20 protein-coding genes are annotated in these 19,827 nt (G+C 45.3%); 11 read left to right on the top strand and 9 right to left on the bottom strand.

The genetic code is table 11. The features are described 5' to 3' along the window. Positions 1-169: 169 nt before the first annotated feature. The 4 genes from ACFPIK_RS10460 to ACFPIK_RS10475 form a co-directional block, all read right to left on the bottom strand. Positions 170-661 (bottom strand): thermonuclease family protein, encoded by a 492-nt coding sequence (locus ACFPIK_RS10460; protein WP_377914965.1) that lies wholly within the window; start codon positions 659-661, stop codon positions 170-172. A gap of 123 nt (positions 662-784) precedes the next feature. Next, complete coding sequence (locus tag ACFPIK_RS10465) at positions 785-1,810, bottom strand: LLM class flavin-dependent oxidoreductase (RefSeq protein ID WP_377914967.1); 1,026 nt, start codon at positions 1,808-1,810, stop codon at positions 785-787. A gap of 70 nt (positions 1,811-1,880) precedes the next feature. Then, positions 1,881-3,668: a Kelch repeat-containing protein gene (locus ACFPIK_RS10470; RefSeq protein ID WP_377914969.1), complete on the bottom strand. Its 1,788-nt coding sequence runs from the start codon at positions 3,666-3,668 to the stop codon at positions 1,881-1,883. A gap of 6 nt (positions 3,669-3,674) precedes the next feature. Next, complete coding sequence (locus ACFPIK_RS10475; RefSeq protein ID WP_377914971.1) at positions 3,675-4,823, bottom strand: hypothetical protein; 1,149 nt, start codon at positions 4,821-4,823, stop codon at positions 3,675-3,677. Positions 4,824-5,010: 187 nt separating this feature from the next. Between ACFPIK_RS10475 and ACFPIK_RS10480 the strand changes: the two genes are divergently transcribed. After that, complete coding sequence (locus ACFPIK_RS10480) at positions 5,011-5,238, top strand: DUF3820 family protein (protein ID WP_377914973.1); 228 nt, start codon at positions 5,011-5,013, stop codon at positions 5,236-5,238. Next, positions 5,235-6,014, top strand: a complete 780-nt coding sequence (locus ACFPIK_RS10485; protein ID WP_377914975.1) for a CPBP family intramembrane glutamic endopeptidase — start codon at positions 5,235-5,237, stop codon at positions 6,012-6,014. The genes ACFPIK_RS10480 and ACFPIK_RS10485 overlap by 4 nt, the downstream gene beginning before the upstream one ends. On the opposite strand, the gene ACFPIK_RS10490 is transcribed toward ACFPIK_RS10485, so the two are convergent. The 4 genes from ACFPIK_RS10490 to ACFPIK_RS10505 all read right to left on the bottom strand — a co-directional run bounded on the left by ACFPIK_RS10490 (position 6,015) and on the right by ACFPIK_RS10505 (position 10,588). Then, positions 6,015-7,142, bottom strand: coding sequence for a serine hydrolase domain-containing protein (locus ACFPIK_RS10490; protein WP_377914977.1), 1,128 nt, complete (start codon positions 7,140-7,142; stop codon positions 6,015-6,017). 84 nt (positions 7,143-7,226) lie between these two features. Then, positions 7,227-8,963 carry a family 43 glycosylhydrolase gene (locus tag ACFPIK_RS10495; RefSeq protein WP_377914979.1) on the bottom strand — a complete coding sequence of 579 codons (1,737 nt, stop codon included), beginning with the start codon at positions 8,961-8,963 and terminating at the stop codon, positions 7,227-7,229. A gap of 8 nt (positions 8,964-8,971) precedes the next feature. Next, positions 8,972-10,069 carry a Gfo/Idh/MocA family protein gene (locus ACFPIK_RS10500; RefSeq protein ID WP_377914981.1) on the bottom strand — a complete coding sequence of 366 codons (1,098 nt, stop codon included), beginning with the start codon at positions 10,067-10,069 and terminating at the stop codon, positions 8,972-8,974. Between the two features lie 252 nt (positions 10,070-10,321). Next, positions 10,322-10,588: a hypothetical protein gene (locus ACFPIK_RS10505; RefSeq protein WP_377914983.1), complete on the bottom strand. Its 267-nt coding sequence runs from the start codon at positions 10,586-10,588 to the stop codon at positions 10,322-10,324. A 192-nt stretch (positions 10,589-10,780) separates the two neighbouring features. Between ACFPIK_RS10505 and ACFPIK_RS10510 the strand changes: the two genes are divergently transcribed. The 8 genes from ACFPIK_RS10510 (at position 10,781) to ACFPIK_RS10545 (ending at position 17,299) form a co-directional block, all read left to right on the top strand. After that, complete coding sequence (locus tag ACFPIK_RS10510; protein WP_377914985.1) at positions 10,781-11,236, top strand: MarR family winged helix-turn-helix transcriptional regulator; 456 nt, start codon at positions 10,781-10,783, stop codon at positions 11,234-11,236. A gap of 73 nt (positions 11,237-11,309) precedes the next feature. Then, positions 11,310-12,314: an NAD(P)/FAD-dependent oxidoreductase gene (locus ACFPIK_RS10515; protein WP_377914987.1), complete on the top strand. Its 1,005-nt coding sequence runs from the start codon at positions 11,310-11,312 to the stop codon at positions 12,312-12,314. Positions 12,315-12,328: 14 nt separating this feature from the next. After that, positions 12,329-12,652, top strand: coding sequence for a 2Fe-2S iron-sulfur cluster-binding protein (locus tag ACFPIK_RS10520; protein WP_377914989.1), 324 nt, complete (start codon positions 12,329-12,331; stop codon positions 12,650-12,652). Positions 12,653-13,008: 356 nt separating this feature from the next. After that, the gene (locus tag ACFPIK_RS10525; protein WP_377914991.1) at positions 13,009-13,587 is read left to right on the top strand and encodes a hypothetical protein; all 579 of its coding nucleotides are present in this window, start codon (positions 13,009-13,011) and stop codon (positions 13,585-13,587) included. Between the two features lie 17 nt (positions 13,588-13,604). Further along, positions 13,605-15,293: an amidohydrolase gene (locus tag ACFPIK_RS10530; RefSeq protein ID WP_377914993.1), complete on the top strand. Its 1,689-nt coding sequence runs from the start codon at positions 13,605-13,607 to the stop codon at positions 15,291-15,293. A gap of 44 nt (positions 15,294-15,337) precedes the next feature. Then, positions 15,338-15,709, top strand: a complete 372-nt coding sequence (locus tag ACFPIK_RS10535) for a hypothetical protein (protein WP_377914995.1) — start codon at positions 15,338-15,340, stop codon at positions 15,707-15,709. Between the two features lie 60 nt (positions 15,710-15,769). Further along, positions 15,770-16,492 carry a DUF2490 domain-containing protein gene (locus ACFPIK_RS10540; RefSeq protein ID WP_377914997.1) on the top strand — a complete coding sequence of 241 codons (723 nt, stop codon included), beginning with the start codon at positions 15,770-15,772 and terminating at the stop codon, positions 16,490-16,492. A 54-nt stretch (positions 16,493-16,546) separates the two neighbouring features. Continuing rightward, a complete protein-coding gene (locus ACFPIK_RS10545; RefSeq protein WP_377914999.1) occupies positions 16,547-17,299 on the top strand; it encodes a DUF2490 domain-containing protein in 753 nt (250 codons plus the stop codon). Positions 17,300-17,386: 87 nt separating this feature from the next. On the opposite strand, the gene ACFPIK_RS10550 is transcribed toward ACFPIK_RS10545, so the two are convergent. Continuing rightward, positions 17,387-19,021, bottom strand: a complete 1,635-nt coding sequence (locus ACFPIK_RS10550; RefSeq protein ID WP_377915001.1) for a carboxylesterase/lipase family protein — start codon at positions 19,019-19,021, stop codon at positions 17,387-17,389. A 98-nt stretch (positions 19,022-19,119) separates the two neighbouring features. Between ACFPIK_RS10550 and ACFPIK_RS10555 the strand changes: the two genes are divergently transcribed. After that, the gene (locus ACFPIK_RS10555) at positions 19,120-19,824 is read left to right on the top strand and encodes an NUDIX hydrolase (RefSeq protein WP_377915003.1); all 705 of its coding nucleotides are present in this window, start codon (positions 19,120-19,122) and stop codon (positions 19,822-19,824) included. Positions 19,825-19,827: the final 3 nt, after the last annotated feature.

Raw genomic sequence — 19,827 nt, forward strand, 5'->3', positions numbered from 1 at the left:
ATTTTTGCTGTATGTAGTATTTGAAAATCAAAATAATATGCCTTTCTGTAACTATTCTATCAAAAAAATGCTCCCTTCCTAGCCACACTAAAGAAATACAAAGGACGATTCAACAAATCAACTTACCCATTCATTCCGTATGATGTCACATCTCAGAATCTATTAAAAATCACCTCCAAAGGCCCCTCCTAGCACTTCGTGCTTCCCTCTCCAATTTTTGAAACTGCTCTTGATACCGCACATTGGGAGGGTAGGTAGCCACCCGGGAATAGCCTTCTTTAACTAAATGAGCATTGACCATCGTGCCCGATTCGAGGTAGGCATAGGCCAAGGTTCGCTTGTACCGATCGTATTTTTGCACGTCAAATTCCAACCTGACTCGCTTAGTAAGCAGCAGTTGCTTAGCATAAGCACTTGCCTCTTTTCCAAAAAATTCCACATCCTTGTTCCCTGTCTTTCGCGACTCAGGTGAGTTGATCCCGATCAAGCGGACTTTTTCTTCTTTGCCTGATGGATGAGTGACCCAAAAGGTATCTCCATCGGATACTTTGGTGACTGTGAGAAAGCCTGTTTTGCTTTGGCTAATTCCTTCAATAGGAGCCACCAAAGCAAAAAGTAAGAAGGTAATGAGTATAAAATGGGATAATTTGGAAAGATTCATGAGGCTAGCGATTTCAATGATCAATTATCAAACTCAATGAACAAGGAACTCCTATCCAGAACCCTAAAAATTGAGCATTGAAAACTGCGCATTGTTAATTGGTTATTGATCATTGGTAATTGATCATTTCCTTATTTTCGGAATTACTTCCTCCCCGATCATGGCGATACTTTCTGATAGCTGCTGATGACTCAGTCCGGCATTATCCATCTGAAACGTGAAGCGATCTATCCCTCCCAACGATTCGCTGTGACGAAGGATTTTCTCTGCCACCTCATCGGAATCCCCAACCAGATAGGCGCCCCATTTGGAATTTTGAGCTTCAAAATGGCCTCGAGTCACCGGTGGCCAGCCTCGCTCTCTTCCGATTCGGGTAAAAGTCTCTGCATAGCCGGGGTAATAACTTTCAACTGCTTCTTCGTGAGTTCTACCCACATAGCCCAATGAATGAAGTCCCACTTTCAATTCATCCTGAGAAAATCCAGCTTTATCCCCGGCTTCCCGATACAAGTCAACCAAAGGTCGGAACCGGTGCGTTTCTCCTCCGATCACGGCTACCATCAGCGGAAGTCCAAGCGAACCCGCACGAGCAAAAGAACCCGGAGTTCCGCCTACTCCTAGCCAAATCGGCAACTTCTCCTGTACGGGTCGTGGGTAAATGGGCTGATTGTGCAAGGCTGGACGGAATCGACCCGACCAAGTCACGACTTCCTCCTCACGGATTTGGAGCAAAAGACCGAGCTTTTCGATGAATAGCTTATCGTAATCCTGAAGATTGAGTCCAAAAAGTGGAAATGCTTCAGTAAAAGAACCACGACCGACAACCATTTCAGCACGACCTTGAGATACCAAATCCAAGGTTGCAAACTGCTGAAAAACCCGAACAGGATCGGCTGCACTCAAAACGGTGACAGCGCTGCTTAGTCGGATTCGCTTAGTCATTCCGGCCGCAGCTGCCAAAATCACAGAAGTCGCCGAATCCAAAAATTCCTTGCGGTGGTGCTCACCGATGGCAAAGACATCCAAGCCTTTTTCATCCGCCAGCTTGATCCGCTCTAGCAATTCCCGCATGGCATCTTGGGCGGTGCCTACCGGTTCTCCATTTCTATCTGTTACGAATGCCGCAAAGCTGTCAATTCCGATTTCCATCGTAGTTCCTTTCTGTTTTGATTGAGGGGAAAACCAAGCTGAATTCAAAAAGATTCAGTCTGGACTCACCTTAATCCAAATCTTGAATAAGGCGATAAATGAGATTTTCACGAACGTTGGTCTGGGCATTTTTAGGAAATGCAAACATCAGCCCTTCTCGACTTTGCCAGAGCGGAAGATCCCCCTTTTTGTTCTCACCTATTCCCTGTAGAGGCCGTAAAGTCAGTGTACGGAGATCCATTCTAAATTCGGGCTGACCATCTTTGGTAAAAATGAAATTTCCATCCCAATAAGACATGCCATTGGTTTGATCAAGGCTTTGAATATAAAGTTCAGGAAGCGAACGCTCATCCTGTCCATATCGATATGCAACCAATCGAAGCGGATAGATTGTAGTCAAAGAGTAAACCTCCGGTCCGACCTGAACAAATTGGTTGGTATTCCTGATCGAAGAAGGGACTTCAACGGGGGTAAGCGTCCAAGTGCCCGTGACAGGATCATATTCTCTGAAATTGAGGTAATTGTCCATGATCAAATAGAGCTTACCATTAAACTCCAGTGACTTATTTACAGAGGAAAACTCAAAAGGAAAATCAGCAAGACGCTCCCATCGACCCGTCTGAAAATCATAGCGATGGAAGTCTTTCCTGTAAGCTACCGATCCTCCCTGCCGAACCAATCCCAAACCGAAGTAAAAGTATCTTCCCTGTGTACCTATCAGCACCGGTCTTTCCCGATTTTCTGGTAAACCCGGTAAATCGGCGAGTTGCTGAGAAGCACTTGTGCCAAGGTCTAGCGAATGAAACTTACCTGCAGTCTGAGGAGCATTGCCTATAAAAAGTATCCGATCCGGTGTAGTGAGGACTTGGTGGTCGGAAGTATTGGGAGCTTGAACCCCACTTCGATAAACTTCCCAAGAGGGCAGCACCTCGATTTTTTCAGGAAACTTAGTCTTCCAAAAAGTAGAATTGATAGAAACATCATACCTGCCTGGAGCGGTATTTCCAGCGAGGAATTTATACCTACCAGCTTCTTTTGTCACATAACTGTAGGTCGAAAGCACTTTTCCAGACTCACTTGTCAAGTCAAAAGTGAGGTCTCCCGGTGTTTGAAAAAAATTCAAAACAACTTCCAAAGAGTCTCCCACATACAATCTTCGCGGTTCTACGGAGAGAATCTGCGGTTTGTAAATCGAAATAGCATCGGCAAGCTGGGTAAATTTCCCTCCACTAGTCACTTGAAGGACATATTTTTGGTCTGTTGGCTGAAAGCTGAAATTTTTCAGATTGATACTTAACCAAATATTTTGATTGTCAACGCTGTCAATGCGAATAGTAAAGGTATCCTCGAGTCCAAGCAATTTCACCTCGTTGAGATCAAGCGCAGAATTGAAGAAATCTCCTTTGATATGGATTTGATCATAAAACTTGATTTCGCGAGGCGTAACCTCCGTTATTTTGGGGGCGCTAACACCAAGACTTTCGAAGGTGAGCTTTTCTCCATAAACCGTTACCCCTCCAGCTACCACAAACGGCTGTACCAGATACGCCTCTTTAATCATATCGTAACTGATCCTCTGCTGCACCAATGGCGATTCAGGATTACCTGATCGGGTGAGGCGCTGGATGTTGGGTTGCCCACCATTGAATGTTTGCAACCAATACTCCAAACCGTAGGAAGTGATAGCTGAAGAACCGTTTTTCTTGATCTCAAAGTTGACCGTGACGCCGGTCTCATCAATGTCCGAGACACTGATGCTCTGTATAAAGGGATAATCCCTCGAAGTGATTTCTTCTACCTGCTCACAGGAACCAAACAATGCCAAAATCCACAATGCGATGATGTATTTGATTTTCATGTCATGTTAGAATTTAAATCCCAGGTAAAAATTAAAGCCATTGAACGATTCATCATCTATACCGCCAAGTGAAGCATGTCTCAATCCCAAAGCCACTCCACGATGTTTGGACAGGTATTTTTCTACCCCAACTCCCCAAATAAATCCTGAGTAAGTATCCGTGAGTTGAAATGTTTTGGAAGAGGTAATAATTGAATTTGTGCCGATCTCAGCCTGAAAGACTCCAGCCTTTTCGTAGGATGGCATCCCATAGCTGTACCCTGCCTCTGCAAAAATGCGATAGCGATTGGGGCTCAAGTCGTAATAATAGCGCACAGTCAACGGCACCTGAATCAAACTGAAATCCACAAAAACATCAGATTCATACCGCAGCTGATTGGTAGCGTAGGTAAAAAAGCCCTGATTATCCAACTGACTCCAAGTGACGCCGAGCCCAACAGATAGATCTCTTTTGAAAGTCAAAAACAGCTCTCCCACCACCCCAAAGCTGGGAGAAGATCCCGAAATTTTGGCTGGCACCGTGGAATCTGGAATTAAAAACTCCACCGACTGACTGCTATAAGCAACCCAAGGAGTCAGCGTGAGCAGTTTGGTAATTGTCCTAGGAGAAGATAGATTTTTCGCGGTTTTGGACAGGTAATTAAGCGAAAGCTCGGATTTATTCGTGATCGCCACCAAAGGTAAAAGGTTGCCATTCCCGTAGGCTGTCCCTAACGTCTCCTTATAATCTTCCTCAAGCACTTCCAGTCCTTTTACGGTCTCTACGAAAAAAACTGCTGGCTTGGCATTGAGCCTCCAAAGTGAAACTCCTCCCGCTTCATGGGGAAGCTTCTCCAAAAAGACGAGCCGCTCCTGACCTCCCAAAAGAGCTTTTTTGGAAAAAAATACCCTTTCGGACATCCGGAATTCTGACACTTCAGCTACTGAATAGATTCTGGAAGGAGTCCTCCTTGACCTGGCGAAAGTAACCTCGGTATTTTCTTTTGTCGGCATCCCGAAGATTTTTCCCTGGGAAAGTGCCGTATCTCCTAGGATGATGTAATCTTTTTTTTCGGGACGTTGTGCCTGCGCTAGTTGGGGAAAGAACCAAACACCTACAAAAATCATCATGGGCCACCAGAAGCGGCTTTTGTACTTGTATTCAGAAAGTTGCATTCAAATTTTTAGGATTAGACAAAGAGATTGAACTAAGAATTTTTTAAGATATTAAAATAAATGTTACTTAGTTCAGATTTTATTTGATTTTCTGTCTCCTCCATCCATTTTTTCTTGAACTTGCTAAGCCTTCGAGGAAAAGTAAATACCACATCACAAAGGTTGAATTAATCCAAAGGCAAACTGAATGAACCCCGAAATCCTCATTGATCTCGTCACGAAGACCATGCCTTTTGGGAAATACAAAGGATGGCTTCTATGTGATATCCCGGAGCATTACTTGGTTTGGATGCACGGCCAAGGATTTCCTGAAGGCAAGCTTGGCATGTGGCTAAGTACACTTTATGAAATCCGACTCAACGGGCTAGAGGAGATCCTACGAGAATTAAAAAATCGATATCCTGCAAAGCTGTGAAGAGCAAGTTTACTTTTTTCGGTTGGCAAAGAGTAAAGGCTGAAGCAATCCCTTTCAAAAACCTGAAAAGCGAAAGTCGGGTTCTTATCCTGTATTCCATTTTTTACATCTTTCTAGCCTTCGTTTGCGGAAAGCTGATTCTGTACTTTCCGATGCCAATCCTAGGAGCCAAAGATTTTATCCAGGACGTTTGGTATGCAGTCGTCTTCAAATTCGCATTTCTACTCCTAATCCCTTCCATTCTTTTCTTCGGTATCTGGAAATACAAAATTCAGGATCTGGTTCTTGGCCTCAAACCAACAGGTACAATGCTTATAAAAGGAGTACTTCTGATATCTGCAGGCTTTTTACTGAATACCCGACACCTTCCGAGAATTGCAGAAGCGATGTCCAGCTTCGAAGATTCAGAGCTTCGTTTTTTTCTTGGAATAGTGTTTCCCTTGCTGATTGCAGGGCTGCCTGAGGAATTGTTTTTCAGAGGAATGCTTCAAACAAGGTTGGAAAAGCGATGGAATACCCCATTGGCGATCCTTGTTTCAGGCCTACTTTTTACTGCTTGGCACCTACCCAGTCGATTTTTACTGGCAAATGGTGTAGAAGGTCAAGCTGGAGATTTGGCTTCGGTACTCTTGGGAACCGGTGTTCCAGTTTTTGTGATCGGTTGCTTCTTTGGATGGCACTGGGCAAGGTATCGGAACTTGCCTGTGTTGATTATAGCCCATTGGGCAGTAGACCTATTACCTTCCCTCAGTTCTTTTTTTGGAGTGAGCCATTGATCAGGGTTTTACCCATTCCTCATACAGCACATTCACGGCCTGACGAATTACCTTGATGTACCCATTCTCCTCCATAGGATCGCAACCATTGGTGATGACCACAAATCCATACTTTTTCTCGGGGTCAAAAAACATCGCAGAATACAAGCCATACGCCGAACCCGTATGCCCGGTAAGTGCTACACCGGAAATCAATTGATCGGTTTTCCAAAGTGCCAAGCCATAGTTTTCATCCGCTGAAAGTGGCGTTTGCATCTCCAGAGCGCTCTTTTTGGAAATAATCTTGGCTTTCTCACCTTTACCATAATTCATGTGCATGATCATGTATTTGGCCAGATCCGGTGCAGAGATTTTCATTCCTCCTGTTGGAGAAAAAATCGGTGTGCTGTATCCCATTTGGTAGGTTGCCAACTCTGTCTTTCGCGAAGCATAAGCGGCGGGAGAAGGGATAAATTTGGCCGAATCCCTGGAATAGTTGTACAGCGTTGCAAACCTGGACTCATCCAATTCATCCACATGGTATCCTCCGTAGAGGCCAAGCGGATCGAGGATGTGTTTCTTCACATACTGGTCAAATCGCTCCCCAGAATACTTCTCGATGATCGTCCCGACCATATTGAAGTTCAGGTTGCAATACTGATAGCCCTTACCGGGTTCGTATTCGTTGTAAACCTTAGCTGAATTGGTATTCTTGGCAGGATTGATTGCATCAAGGGTAAAATATCCCTCAGAATCATTCAAACTCGACGTATGAGAAAGCAGCATCCGCAGGGTGATCACCGTCTCGGGAAATTTGGGATTTTGAACCTTAAACCCGATCAAGTCGCTTACATCATCATCCAAACTGAGCTTCTTCTCCTCCACCAACTGCATGATGGAAGTAGCCGAAAAGGACTTGGATATCGAGGCTATACGAAACAGGTCCGAAGTCTGAAGTGCCACTTTACCCTCCTCTTTCCAGCCCAAGGCATCGGTATACACCAACTTCCCATCTTTCACCACCGCCACCGAAAGCCCCATTACAGATTGGCTTTCCATCAACTGAGTCAATCGCTCTTTGGTCCGATTCTGTGCCTGCGCTTGGAATCCGAAGAGTAGAAGGAATAGTATGGTAAGTAAGTGTTTCATGTCCGCTTTCGAGTTATTGGTTATTGAGTTATTGGAAATTTACTCTTGAAAATTGTTCATTGGCCATTGATAATTGGTCATTGATCAATCCACCTTCTGCACCTCGTACCACTCACTCGCACCATTTTCATTGATGGCTTCGATGGTGAAATAGTAGGTTTTGGTACGATCGAGCGTTTTGAGCCAATATTCATTGTTGCCCATGACCATGATGGAAGTGTAGAGCTTGTCTGGTGCGGTACCGTAATATAAGTTATAAGCGTAAGCATCTGCCAAAGGTGACCATTTGATAAAGGCACTTCGCTTGTCCTTTTCGGTACGGAAGACCATAAACTGCTTCACCTTTTCCGGTTTGGCTCCACCCCCATTTCCAAAAACACGGAAACCGCTGATTGCGAATTTACCTGTCGGCATATGAATATTTTCCAACTTGAGAAATCGGGTCTTTACCGAATTTTTCAACTCTACATATTCATGAGGAATGTCCGTGGTGTTTTTGCTTTTGTCTACCAGCACTTCCCACTTTTTCCCATCCAAGGAATGGTACAAAATGTACTGATGAAATTGATCGGTGCGCTTGCCCAAGCGATCTTGATCCACATCCTGATCGGCATAGTTTATCTGGATGGCGTTGACCGTGCTGAGCTGCCCTAGATCCGTTTGAATCCATTCCCCTTTGTTACCTGAGGAGGCACTCCAATAGGTTTTGAGGTCTTCGTCATTGGCTTTATTTGCTGAAAAGCCACCCAAAGTCGAGGACACCGCCATGGGCTTGTCGTAATTGAGCAGCATCCAACCGGTGAATTTACCCGCCTTTTCGGTATTAGGAAGGTAATGCGGATAGTCCCCAAACGCCGTACTGCTCCACATCACGTCGTCTTTATCAAAACCAGCCGGCCAGATTCCCAATCTGCGTTCAAAAGTATTTTTTACCGAAATCATGATCGTGCTGATGTGCCAGTACAAGCCCTGATTATCCTTGAAGGTACTGCCGTGCCCCGCACCACGGGCAAATCCACCCAACTTCATACTCAGCGGATCGGATTGTGGAGTAAAAGGCCCCAAAGGCGTTGGCCCGACGACTACGCCATCGGAATAGCCGCTGAATTCCGTTCCAGGCGCTCCGTATTGCAAATAGTATTTCCCGTTATGTTTGGTCACATGGGCACCTTCCATAAAAGGATCTAGGAAAGTATTGTCCATGTGCTCGCCAAATCGCTGCCATCCGTATTTGTCAGGCTCTAAGAGGTAAAGTTCTTTTCGAGTCCCGATGGGATCAAGCGTCTTTCGATCCAACTCAATTCCATAGAGCGGGTATCGGTTGGAGCTGCCATTGTACATGTAGAGTCGGCCATCGTCATCTGTGAAAAAGTCAGGATCCCAACCCCCGATTTCAAATTTCTCTACCAGAGGTTTCCATTCATTGGCAGTCGGATTGGTACTCATCCAGATGGTAAAATCCTTTTCATAAGTCGAACCCATCACCAAAACCGTATCGCCCACAATACCTACTGCAGGCGCACAAAGCTCATCATAGACTTTGTTCCATGGACGGAGAAAAAGCCTGGAATGAAACTGCCAATTGGACATATCGGTGCTGGTCCAATAGCCCCATTGGTTGGTGGAGAAAAGGATGAAAGTACCCTTGTAATTCACCACAACAGGGTCAGCTGTAGCACGATGTCTTCCCCATTCCGAAAAGTTGGGGATCGGCGTGTAGCCGTAATCGATATTGATCGGGTTGCAATAGGTCTGCTGTTGTGAAAAACCCAACATGGGCAAGCTGACCAGGAAAAAGACTAGGAGGAATTTTGGGTTCATGGTAAATTCTATTTTTCAAGGAAAATGGTTCTTCCGGTATTGGCACTTTCTTTGGCCGCTTCCAGAATTTCCATCACGATCAGGTTATTTTCCAAGCTGTAGGGATCAAATGAAGCGAGTTTGGTCTTTCCTCGAACTACTGCCTTCAATACAGAAAAGGGATCGTCGAAGGGTGCTTTACGGGCACCTAAGTCCATTTTTTCCTCCTCAAATCCGTCATAGCCTTTGGCCACCCGAACACGTAGTTGCTTTGCGTTGTCTGAGAAAATCGCCCCGGTAAGCCCATAGATTTCCATGTCTTTCCTGCCAATTGGCCAATTCCAAGAAGCTTCAATGATCGTTTGAGAACTTGGATAAGTCAAAATGATCGTCGCTTCATCATCGACTTTGGGATTATCTGCGGGGTTAAGCTGTTGGGTGATGGCTGTGACTGAAAGAGGTCGCTTTCCATCCAAAAGCCAAGTACTCAGGTTGGCACCATAGCAACCAAAATCCATAAGTGCACCCGCGCCATTTAATACAGGATCGGTCAACCAATCCAAGAAATCCGGCCCCACACCGATTTTTTTGGGACCTCGATGACCATCACGGACGACTATTTTGCGGGCTTCGCCGATTTCCCCTGCTTTAAATAGCTCGTACGCTTTTTCATTGGTCGCGTACCAAGAAGTTTCGTAATTGGTCAGCAGGTGGATTTGGTGTTTTTGAGCTAGAGTAGCCATTTCTCGGGCATGTGTCAAGCTCACGGATAGTGGCTTTTCCACCATCACATGGACCCCGCGGGGAGCACATTGTTGGACGATTTCCAAGTGGGCGAAAGTCGTCCCAAATCCTGTCACCGCTTCTGGCTTGGTCTTTTCAAGCATCTCCTCCAAAGACTCGAAAATCAAATCCATGGATAAGCCATGTGCCCGAACATACCGCTCAGCCAACGCTCGATTGGGCTCAGCAATCCCGACGATTTCAATATCAGGTCGCTTGTGTGCTTCGAAAACCCAACCCACGTGTCCATGATTAAGCCCGGCCACACCGATGCGAAGGACTTCCTCCTGGGCAAAAGCCGGAGAAATCCAAAGTAAGAGAAGTATTCCTATCCAATTTTTCACATGTGGAAATTAGGGATTTTAAAGAAAATCCAAGGAAGAATGATTCCTACGAGGAAAATGGGGGAATTTGGCTCTGGATCAATCAGAATCTGGATTGTCCGCTTTTCTACCATTAACCAAATAAGGCAAGGTCTGAAGTCCGATTAGAGGTGCAGTGGACTGTCTTCTGTGGTCAGTCGCCGAATATTCGTGGTCTTTAAAGCCAATGACCTACTTGGTGGTAAGATTGCGGATACTCATTATCGGAAAATTTTATTTGATCCTTTCCCGCTGCAGTCGGTCAAATTCTTCCAGCAATGCGATGAGTTTGATGCGGACGTTTTTGTCAGAAATGTCCAGACCTTGTGCAGAAAACTGAGTTTGAATAAACTTCAGTGCATTGTAGGGGGTCACTGGTACTTTATTGAATGCGGCTTCCTCTGGCGTCAAGATATTATTGTACATATCCATGAGCACATAGCCACGGTCGGAATTTCGCAAGACTTCAAGAGCCTTGTCGATCACTGTATTCCAGTTCATTTTTAGTAAGGTGTTAAGTTGGTTAAAAAATTCAGGGATTAAGCAAATCGAAAATAGTGATTTACTCAGGCCAAAACCAAACAAAATGCAGGTAATGAAGTATTTTGCTCTTTTTATTTCACCCTATAGAAATACTAGGAATTAGGTTTTACCATAAATAAAATTCATATATTTGTCACACTAACAATTGGTATGACACAAGAACTATTTGCCCGCTATTCTTTCCTCCTTGACCGCACAGCGAGGAAAGTAAAACAGTATGCGCAGCAGCAGTTCAAACAAGGTGACTTTGATGTGACGGTAGACCAATGGCTAATTCTGAAAAATCTGTCAGAAAATGGCCACATGAGCCAAACCGAACTTGCCAATTTGGTTTTTAAAGACCATCCCACGCTCACACGCATTTTGGATTTGCTTTGCAAAAAAGGATACGTGGAGCGGGTTCCTCATCCTCAAGACCGGAGAAGCTTTCAGCTTCACTTGACCCCCATAGGCGTGGAAAAAGTCTCTGAACTCAAGCCCAAAGTGCTGGAGATTCGAGAGAAGGCTTGGGAAAATCTCACCGAAAGCGATTTCGAAGAATTCAAACGAATATTAGATACGATTTATCAAAATTTGGATGGTCAAACCATTGAGGACGAAAACTAGTTAGTATACTAATTATCATTACACCAAATATTTCAAACCTATACAGGTTACCTCAAAAGCAATGAATACAAACATGATCCACACTGACCTTTGCATCATCGGAGCAGGACCGGTGGGCCTTTTTGCAGTTTTTGAAGCAGGTTTGCTCAAAATGCGCTGCCACCTGATCGATGCCTTGCCCCAAATCGGCGGTCAGCTGTCTGAAATATACCCTCAGAAGCCCATCTATGACATCCCTGGCTATCCGGAAGTGAAAGCTCAGGATTTGGTAGATAATCTGATGGAGCAAGCGAAGCCGTTCCAACCAACTTTCACCCTTGGAGAACGAGTGGATCATTTGGACAAGCAAGAAGATGGCAGCTTTATCGTCACCACCAGCGACAAGACGAAGGTTCACGCCAAGGTCATCATCATTGCTGGTGGACTGGGTTGTTTTGAACCAAGGAAACCTGTGTTGACCAACCTCGAAGAATACGAAGGAAAAGGGATCAACTACATGGTCAAAAATCCGGAAACCTACCGTGACAAAAACGTAGTGATCGCCGGTGGCGGTGACTCTGCTCTCGACTGGACAATCTTCCTGGCCAAAGTAGCCAAGAGAGTCACGCTGGTACACCGAAATGAAACTTTCCGTGGAGCACCTGACTCTGCATCCAAAGTATTTGACCTAGCCAACAACGGTAAAATCGACCTAATACTTTCTGCCAACCTGAAAGAAGTGAACGGTAATGGCAAGTTGGAAACCGTCATCCTAGAAGATAAAAACAAGCAGGACTTGAGCATTGACGCAGACTACTTGATCCCTCTGTTTGGTCTGTCGCCTAAGCTAGGACCGATTGCAGATTGGGGCCTAAGTATCGACAAAAATGCCATCGAAGTGGATACCCGTGACTACTCTACCGGGGTCGAGCGGATCTATGCTATCGGAGATATCAATACCTACCCAGGTAAACTGAAACTGATCCTTTGCGGATTCCACGAGGCAGCGATCATGATGCACTCAGCCTTCAAGTATGTGTATCCTGATCAAAAACTCAGCTTCAAATACACCACTGTCAACGGCGTCAACGCATTCTAAATCTCTCACCAGCCATGATCAAATTTACCGTAGAAGACCACGACGGCAATCGCCAAGAAGTAGAAGCCCCTGCAGACATGGGCTTGAGCCTCATGGAAATTCTGAAGGCTTCGGAATATCCGGTCTTAGCCACTTGTGGCGGAATGGCACTTTGTGCTACCTGTCATGTGGAAATTTTGGAGGGAAAAGACGGATTAGGAGATGCTACCGACGTGGAGCTCGATCAGCTCGAAAACCTACCGGAATACTTTCCGAGTTCCCGACTTGCCTGCCAAATCCGAATCGGAGACATCCTCGAAGGTGCCGTAGTGAAGCTGAGAGGGGAAGATGTAGTGTAAGAAACTAGACTATAGACAAAAGACATTTAGATATAAGAAGGAAAGACCACCTGGAGACGGGTGGTTTTTTTTTTGTTTTTGAAAAAATAAAAATCTAAAACAAACTAAATAACCATCACAATACCGCCCAATTACTAGCCATTGCGCCGGTCAACCAGCCTAGAAATCGCGGTGAAAATCTAATCCTCATGGAATTATTCATGTTAACATGATTTTCATTTTGAATCTTGAAATATTCAAAGTGTGAACTCAGCCTAAAATACCAAGTCAATATTCCGGCGAATCTGACCGATTCTTTGCCGATTTCCTTTCGATCCTGACTTTTTTTACCTTTCTACTGACCCTGAAAAATAGCCGTGAGACTTGCCCAACCTAAAGACCGAGAATTGGTCGTCCGAGTGATGACCACCATGTTTGCCAACAATCCAGCGGTACTTTCATTAATAGCCCCTGGAAAAGACAAACGAGCAGGAATCCAAAGTCTGGCAGAATTTGCTTTCCTAAAATGCTTTCGCCGAAATGGAGTCTGGATTTCCTCCAATGAAAAAGCGGTTGCGCTTTGCTATCGGTTCAATGAAGGAGGGTTTTCTCTGAAGGAATTTCTTCTAGAACTCCGCTTTGCTATTCGCTTCATCAGACTTACTCGCTTACCATCAATATTAGCCAGGGAAGCCTACCGGAAAAAACAGCGACCAGCTGATGGCAACTACTACTACTTCTGGTTTTTCGCGGCACTTCCGGATGCAGGAGAAGCAGCCTTTGAACTTAAAAACGGGATTTTCAATCTTGCTCGAAAATCAGGACTCCCCATTTACACCGAAACTTCTGTGGAGCGAAACCGAAAAATCTACGAACGCTATGGCTTTGAGACCTATCAGCAATGGGTAGACCCCAAAGAGGAGGTCACCTTTTGGTTTTTGAAAAGATCAACCTAATCCCCCTACCTTTCCGCATGAGAAAAACCTTTCTGTTCCTTTTGATCAGTCTCCTCTTTTGGAATTGTACCCAAGATCCTGCACCAACGATCATCCTCACCAACGGCAAAATCTGGACAGGTGAAAATGAAACTTCCTTTGTCGAAGCAATAGCTATCACCGGAAACACCATCACTCAAATCGGGGATTCCAACAGCATCCTGGCACTGGCAGGGGCACAGACAGAGATCATAGATCTCCAAGGCAAGCTGGTCACTGCGGGGTTCAATGACGCCCATATCCATTTCCTGAGTGGTTCCATGGGACTGACTCAAGTGGATTTGCTGGCTACTAAATCCCTGGAGGAAGTAATTTCGATCACCTCTGATTTCATCCAAAACAACCCCGATAAAGAATGGATCACCGGCAGAGGCTGGCAATACACCTATTTCGAATCTGGACTGCCTGACCATACTACCATGAAGGCGCTTGATCTGGACAAACCGATTTTCATCAAAGCCTATGATGGTCATAGCGCCTATGCCAATCCCAAAGCACTGGAACTTGCAGGCATTACTTCCTCCACCGTTTTTGAAGGTTTTGGAGAAGTGGTAAAAGATGACCAAGGCAACCCAACCGGCGCGCTCAAAGAAGACGCGATGGATTTGGTGGGAAAATGGGTTCCCGCACCTAGCAAAGCAGACCAACTTGACGCACTCCGAAAAGGAATGAGACTCGCTGCTTCTTTGGGAATCACGAGTATCCAAAATGCGAGCGGAAGCGAAGAGGAGCTGAAGCTTTATCAAAAATTGCTTTCTTCCAATGAATTGACCTTGCGCTATGCAGCGGCGTTTTCAGTTGGAGAAAACAGTACCCCGGAGGATCTCGAGCGATTTACCTTTTTGAAAGACAGCATCGGCACTGCCAATCCATGGATCCGCGCAGACGCCATCAAATTTATGATCGATGGCGTCATCGAATCCCACACCGCAGCCATGCTTGAGCACTATACAGACCTTCTGCCCGAGCATGAGTTGGCACTGGGAATGGTCAATATGTCTACCGATCGGTTTCAGGAATTGGTTAGCGAATTGGATAAAAGGCGCTTTCGCCTCTACACCCACGCCATCGGTGACCGGGGTGTACGAGAAGTATTGACGGCTTATGAAAAGGCCGAATCCAGCAATCCAGCCCGAGATCGAAGACATCGGATTGAGCACATTGAGACCATTGCTCCGGAGGATTTACCACGATTTGCCAAAGGTGGGATTTTGGCCAGCATGGAACCCATCCATGCAGATCCTGCCACCGTTGGCGTGTGGGCAAAAGCTATTGGTGAGGAACGGCTACCCTGGTCTTTCGCATGGAACTCGATGTTGCAAAATGGTGCAAAACTCGTGTTTAGCTCGGACTGGCCTGCCTGCATCAGTTTAGACCCTATCCGGGGAATACATGTAGCGGTAAACCGACGCGACCCTTCAGGCTTTCCCCAAGAAGGCTGGGTGGTGCAGGAGAAAATCAGCATTTACGAAGCGATGAAGGCCTACACCCAAGCAGGGGCTTTTTCTTCTTTTGAAGAAGGTAACAAAGGCCTGCTTAAACCCGGCTATTTGGCTGATCTGATCGTATTTTCTCAGGATATTTTTGCGATCCCCTCTATGGAAATTCATCAGACAAAAGTAGATATCACCCTAGTAGACGGAAGAAAAATTTTCGAAAGGAAGTAGCACTTTTGTGGCAAGTTCCGTATCAAGATCAAAAATCTATTCCTATGAAAAACATGTTTTGGGTATTCCTTTTTCTACTTACCGCCAGTTTCAGCTGCGAAGATTCTGAAATTCCAAGCACTGACCTAGGTTTGATTGAACTTGAAAAAGAAATCGTCGCACTTTCAGAATCAGTAGCCTGTACCAATTCCGCCGAATGGAAATTTACCCCCATGGGCAGCAAAGCCTGTGGAGGACCGATGCGGTACATCGCTTACCACCAAAGCGTGGAAAGAGAATTTCTGGATTTGGTGGATCGGTTTACCGTACAGCAAAAAGCATTTAACCAACGAAACAACGTGGTTTCAGACTGTATGCTGGTAGTTGCTCCCCGTGCAGTTAGCTGTGAGGGGGGAAAGCCTGTTTTTCTAAATTAAAAAATTTATTTCCTATAGATTTTATAGGGAACTGGATAATTTTGGCTTCCATTTCTGACCATGAGGCCACTGTTTATCCTTTTTCTTTGCTTAACGCTATCCGTACCGCTCGACTCTTTTGCACAAAATTCAAGGCAAGAAGTCATGTGGTACGGATATTTTTTGACCGTTCCGCTGTCCGAAAAATGGTTTAACGTAACCGAAATCCAGGAGCGCCACCTGATCAGACCTTTTCAGCAGAGTCAATTTCTAGTCCGAACGCGGTTTCACCGAAGCTGGTCGGAAAATTGGGATACCTCTGTAGGATTCAGTACCTTTTTTCATCATCGAGAGAGTCCATCAGTCAACGATGATTTCAATTGGCCGGAAGCTAGGCCCCACGTCGACGCTACTTTCAAAACCAAATTCTCCAGTATTGGCTTGGAACATCGAATCAGGGGAGAGGCAAGATTTTACCAACGATTAACCCCCAAGGAAGAGTTGGAAGAAGGATTTTTCTTTCGTGGATTCAGGTATCGCTACCGTTTTCAAATAAACATTCCTTTAAAAAAATCCCTTCAGGCCAAACTCTCCAATGAATTTATGGCCATGTCAGGAGGCACTACTGGTGTTGTGGTGTATGATCAAAATAGACTGATCGGAGATTTGGTCTATTCCATCTCACCTTATCTTCAATTGGAATTGGGTTACATCTTTTTACATCAGCAGGTGAGACCCGGTGAATTTCTCCGACAGGATATCCTAAAAATCAACCTCAGGCATCAGCTTCAAAAGCGGAAGTGAGACTTTTGTCACCATTCTTTATGGGATGGAATAGTTATCATGGGTCACAAATCCATGAAATCCAAGTTCCCTCTCCTTCTCCTCATCACCTTCCTAGGTTGGAATTCGGCTATTTCCGCCCTTGGCCAAGTCCAAACCAAGCAGCTGCTTTGGTATGGATATACGTTTTCAGCAGACCTTGGTCCCAGGTGGTTCCTAGAAACCGAAATAATGGAACGGCATCTGGTCAATCCACTCGAGCAAAGTCAGTTTCTGATCCGAACGCGATTCCATAAAAAGCTAACTCAAAAAATGAACGTGGGCTTTGGTGGCAGTCTTTTCCTTTTTCACAAACCAGGCTCCAACACCCATCTTTCCTTTACCCAACCTGAACTTCGTCCTCATGGGGAAGTCAACCTAAGATCATCCTTGGGTTCGGTAGCTATTGAAAACAGATGGAGAGGAGAATTTCGGTTTTTCCAAAACACCAACTTTCCAGTGACTGAATTGCAGGAAGGGTTTCATTATTCAGCGGCTAGGTTCCGCTACCGGCTTCAGGCGATTGTCTCTCTTGCAAAATTCGCAGAGACCAAAATTCTTAGGCTCAAACTAGCAAACGAAGTAATGGCTATGGCAGGCGGGAGAATGGAAAGGATCACCTTCGATCAAAACCGAATTTCGGCGGATCTATCCATGGATATCTCTCCAAAAATCAGCTTAGACCTAGGCTATGTCAATTGGTACCAAGCCAAATCAACAGGAGGATTTCTAGAGCAGCACATTTTTCGGTCGGTCCTCAAGCATCAACTCACCCCTGCTAAACGATGAAAGGCCGGGTATCCGGCCTTTCAGGGTAAACAGAATCGGTGTTAAGTTCAAATCTGTTTTACTTTTCGGGGTGAACCACAACTTCGGTTATCTATCGTTTTTATAAAACTTGTCATGAAATAGTTGACGGGCGTCATGGGCAGCTTTCACCTCCTTCGACTCTGTATCGATCACCATCACGGGAGGATTTTGATCACCTGACCGGGCTGCTGACCACGCAGGATTCTCGCCACCATTAGGGTTTCCTGTTTTCACAAAGTTGGTAAAGTAGTCAAACATCGTCTTGGATGCTTTCATATCCTCCGGAGTCCAAGCAAATTCTTTCACCAAGTGCAGATTGCCCATAGCATATTCAATCTCAGCGGCATGTCGGGCACCGATCTGCTTCGGTGCAGGAGCTGGATTTTCACTTCTCACAGTGCCACCTGCAAGACCCGCTGTCAGGTTTTTATCCACCAAAGGAGGGGATAGTTTGCTGAACAAATACCGGTACACTGGCTGTTTACTGTGATTTCGATGAAGGTCAAACCACTTCCACGTGCTATACACGATAAATCGGTCCGATGCCAAATCGGTAGCTGAATATTCTACTTGCTCGGGGGTCTCGTGCGCATACAATGCCAACACTTCGGCTGCCTGAGCCGGATAGGCTTCCATCACCTTTTCTATGAATGCTTCCTTGGTGTACGGTTTACCTTGCATAAATGCCGCTCCGGGGATTTCAGCGGAGTTCCAGCCAAGCAATAAAGGAACTTGAGCCTGTTCGCCAGCCCTGAAAATTTCCGGAAGGGTTTTTGGGAGAAGATATCCGTCAATCACCACAGGAAAACCAAATCGTCCGGATTCCTGATAGATTTCAAAAACATCTTTAGCAGACATTTTTCTAGCTTCAGCGATGGATTTTACACCTGCTTTATCGAGAAATTCTTTCCCCGTCTGTTCAGCTTCTTTAAGGGAAACTGGCGCTAAAGTCGGGTTGATCCCTGCACCACTTTCCCCGATTGCTCCATGAATCAGGTTTTTAGACAATGGAGAAGCCATCTGATAAGAAACGGAAATCGACCCTGCAGATTCACCTGCAATGGTTACCTGATTGGGATTACCACCAAAAGCGGCAATATTGTCTTTCACCCACTGCAAGGCTAATGCTTGATCAAGCAACCCGTAATTACCGGAGGTTTTGTAGGGGGCCTCAGCGCTGAGTTCAGGATGAGCTAAAAATCCGAAAATCCCCAAGCGGTAATTTACAGTCACAACTACCACCCCTTCTTTGGCCATGGATTCCCCGTTGTACCTCGGTTCAGATGCGTCTCCTGCCACAAATCCACCTCCATAGAAATAGACCAGGACCGGTAAATCTTTAGAATTCCTTTTTGCCGGAGTCCAGACATTCAAAGTCAGACAATCCTCCGAAACTCCGTCTGACCAGGAGTTCATATCGCCAAAAACCAGACCCTGAACAGGTCTTGGTCCGAATTTCTTGGTAATTTTTATTCCTGACCACTTATCAGCAGGCACCGGAGCTTTCCAACGTAAGTCCCCAACGGGTGGCTTAGCAAAGGGTATCCCAAAATAGGTAGAAATCCCGTTGGTCACATTGTAGTTCCCCTCTATGACACCGTTCTTGACGGTAGTTTGCACAGCCATGAAGTTATTGCTTTGGGCATACACCATTGAAGTACAGCAGGATAGTAAAGACAGGACAATTAAAAACACTTTCATAAATTCCGATTCGTATAGATCTATTGTTTCAGTGTGAGACAATGTTAATTGCTTCTACGGAAAAATCCTATTTACTTAGACCAGAATTACCTTCCATTATGCCCCTTCCAGAAGTCTCTCAATACATCCCACATATCGCATACGACTCAGTAGTCTTCGGTTTTTCTAAGGGAAAACTGAAAATCTTATTGATGGAATACCACGATACGGGGTGGCACGCACTACCAGGGGGGTTTGTAGAACGAACTGAAAACCTAGAGGATGCTGTCAAAAGAGGGCTTTTTGAGCGTACCGGCCTTAAAGAAATCTACCTGGAGCAGTTCCACACCTTTGGGGATATTGGCAGATATCAGCCCGAGGTGATGAAAACCATCCTAGAAGCCAACGGATATGCTGTACCGGATAATTATTGGATGCTAGACCGCTTTTTTTCAATCGCCTACTATGCATTGATTGACCACGAAAAAGTCACATTGACACCAGATTCTCTTTCGGATTCCATTACCTGGTATGACATTGAGCATTTGCCTGATTTGATACTTGACCACAGAAAAATCGTCCAAAAAGCACTGCAAACCCTGCGTGAAAATCTCGACCGCAAGCTAATAGGAGGCAATCTCCTTCCGGAACGGTTTACCATGAATGAACTTCAATCGGTATATGAAGCGATTTTAGGACAAAAACTCCGTCGCACCAGTTTCCAGCGAAAAATGCTGAGCCTCGACATCCTTGACCGTCATGAAAAGCTTTTCACCGGCAAAAGCCACAAAGCTCCCTACCTCTACAGCTTCAAAACCAATTAACCC

It is taken from the genome of Algoriphagus aquatilis, from assembly GCF_042657405.1.
Lineage (GTDB): Bacteria > Bacteroidota > Bacteroidia > Cytophagales > Cyclobacteriaceae > Algoriphagus > Algoriphagus aquatilis.

What these genes read in the sequence shown, in the direction of transcription:
- ACFPIK_RS10460 (WP_377914965.1), bottom strand. Translation starts at nt 661, where the DNA reads ATGAATCTTTCCAAATTATCCCATTTTATACTCATTACCTTCTTACTT.
- ACFPIK_RS10465 (WP_377914967.1), bottom strand. Translation starts at nt 1,810, where the DNA reads ATGGAAATCGGAATTGACAGCTTTGCGGCATTCGTAACAGATAGAAAT.
- ACFPIK_RS10470 (WP_377914969.1), bottom strand. Translation starts at nt 3,668, where the DNA reads ATGAAAATCAAATACATCATCGCATTGTGGATTTTGGCATTGTTTGGT.
- ACFPIK_RS10475 (WP_377914971.1), bottom strand. Translation starts at nt 4,823, where the DNA reads ATGCAACTTTCTGAATACAAGTACAAAAGCCGCTTCTGGTGGCCCATG.
- ACFPIK_RS10480 (WP_377914973.1), top strand. Translation starts at nt 5,011, where the DNA reads ATGAACCCCGAAATCCTCATTGATCTCGTCACGAAGACCATGCCTTTT.
- ACFPIK_RS10490 (WP_377914977.1), bottom strand. Translation starts at nt 7,142, where the DNA reads ATGAAACACTTACTTACCATACTATTCCTTCTACTCTTCGGATTCCAA.
- ACFPIK_RS10495 (WP_377914979.1), bottom strand. Translation starts at nt 8,963, where the DNA reads ATGAACCCAAAATTCCTCCTAGTCTTTTTCCTGGTCAGCTTGCCCATG.
- ACFPIK_RS10505 (WP_377914983.1), bottom strand. Translation starts at nt 10,588, where the DNA reads ATGAACTGGAATACAGTGATCGACAAGGCTCTTGAAGTCTTGCGAAAT.
- ACFPIK_RS10510 (WP_377914985.1), top strand. Translation starts at nt 10,781, where the DNA reads ATGACACAAGAACTATTTGCCCGCTATTCTTTCCTCCTTGACCGCACA.
- ACFPIK_RS10515 (WP_377914987.1), top strand. Translation starts at nt 11,310, where the DNA reads ATGATCCACACTGACCTTTGCATCATCGGAGCAGGACCGGTGGGCCTT.
- ACFPIK_RS10520 (WP_377914989.1), top strand. Translation starts at nt 12,329, where the DNA reads ATGATCAAATTTACCGTAGAAGACCACGACGGCAATCGCCAAGAAGTA.
- ACFPIK_RS10530 (WP_377914993.1), top strand. Translation starts at nt 13,605, where the DNA reads ATGAGAAAAACCTTTCTGTTCCTTTTGATCAGTCTCCTCTTTTGGAAT.
- ACFPIK_RS10535 (WP_377914995.1), top strand. Translation starts at nt 15,338, where the DNA reads ATGAAAAACATGTTTTGGGTATTCCTTTTTCTACTTACCGCCAGTTTC.
- ACFPIK_RS10540 (WP_377914997.1), top strand. Translation starts at nt 15,770, where the DNA reads ATGAGGCCACTGTTTATCCTTTTTCTTTGCTTAACGCTATCCGTACCG.
- ACFPIK_RS10545 (WP_377914999.1), top strand. Translation starts at nt 16,547, where the DNA reads ATGAAATCCAAGTTCCCTCTCCTTCTCCTCATCACCTTCCTAGGTTGG.
- ACFPIK_RS10550 (WP_377915001.1), bottom strand. Translation starts at nt 19,021, where the DNA reads ATGAAAGTGTTTTTAATTGTCCTGTCTTTACTATCCTGCTGTACTTCA.
- ACFPIK_RS10555 (WP_377915003.1), top strand. Translation starts at nt 19,120, where the DNA reads ATGCCCCTTCCAGAAGTCTCTCAATACATCCCACATATCGCATACGAC.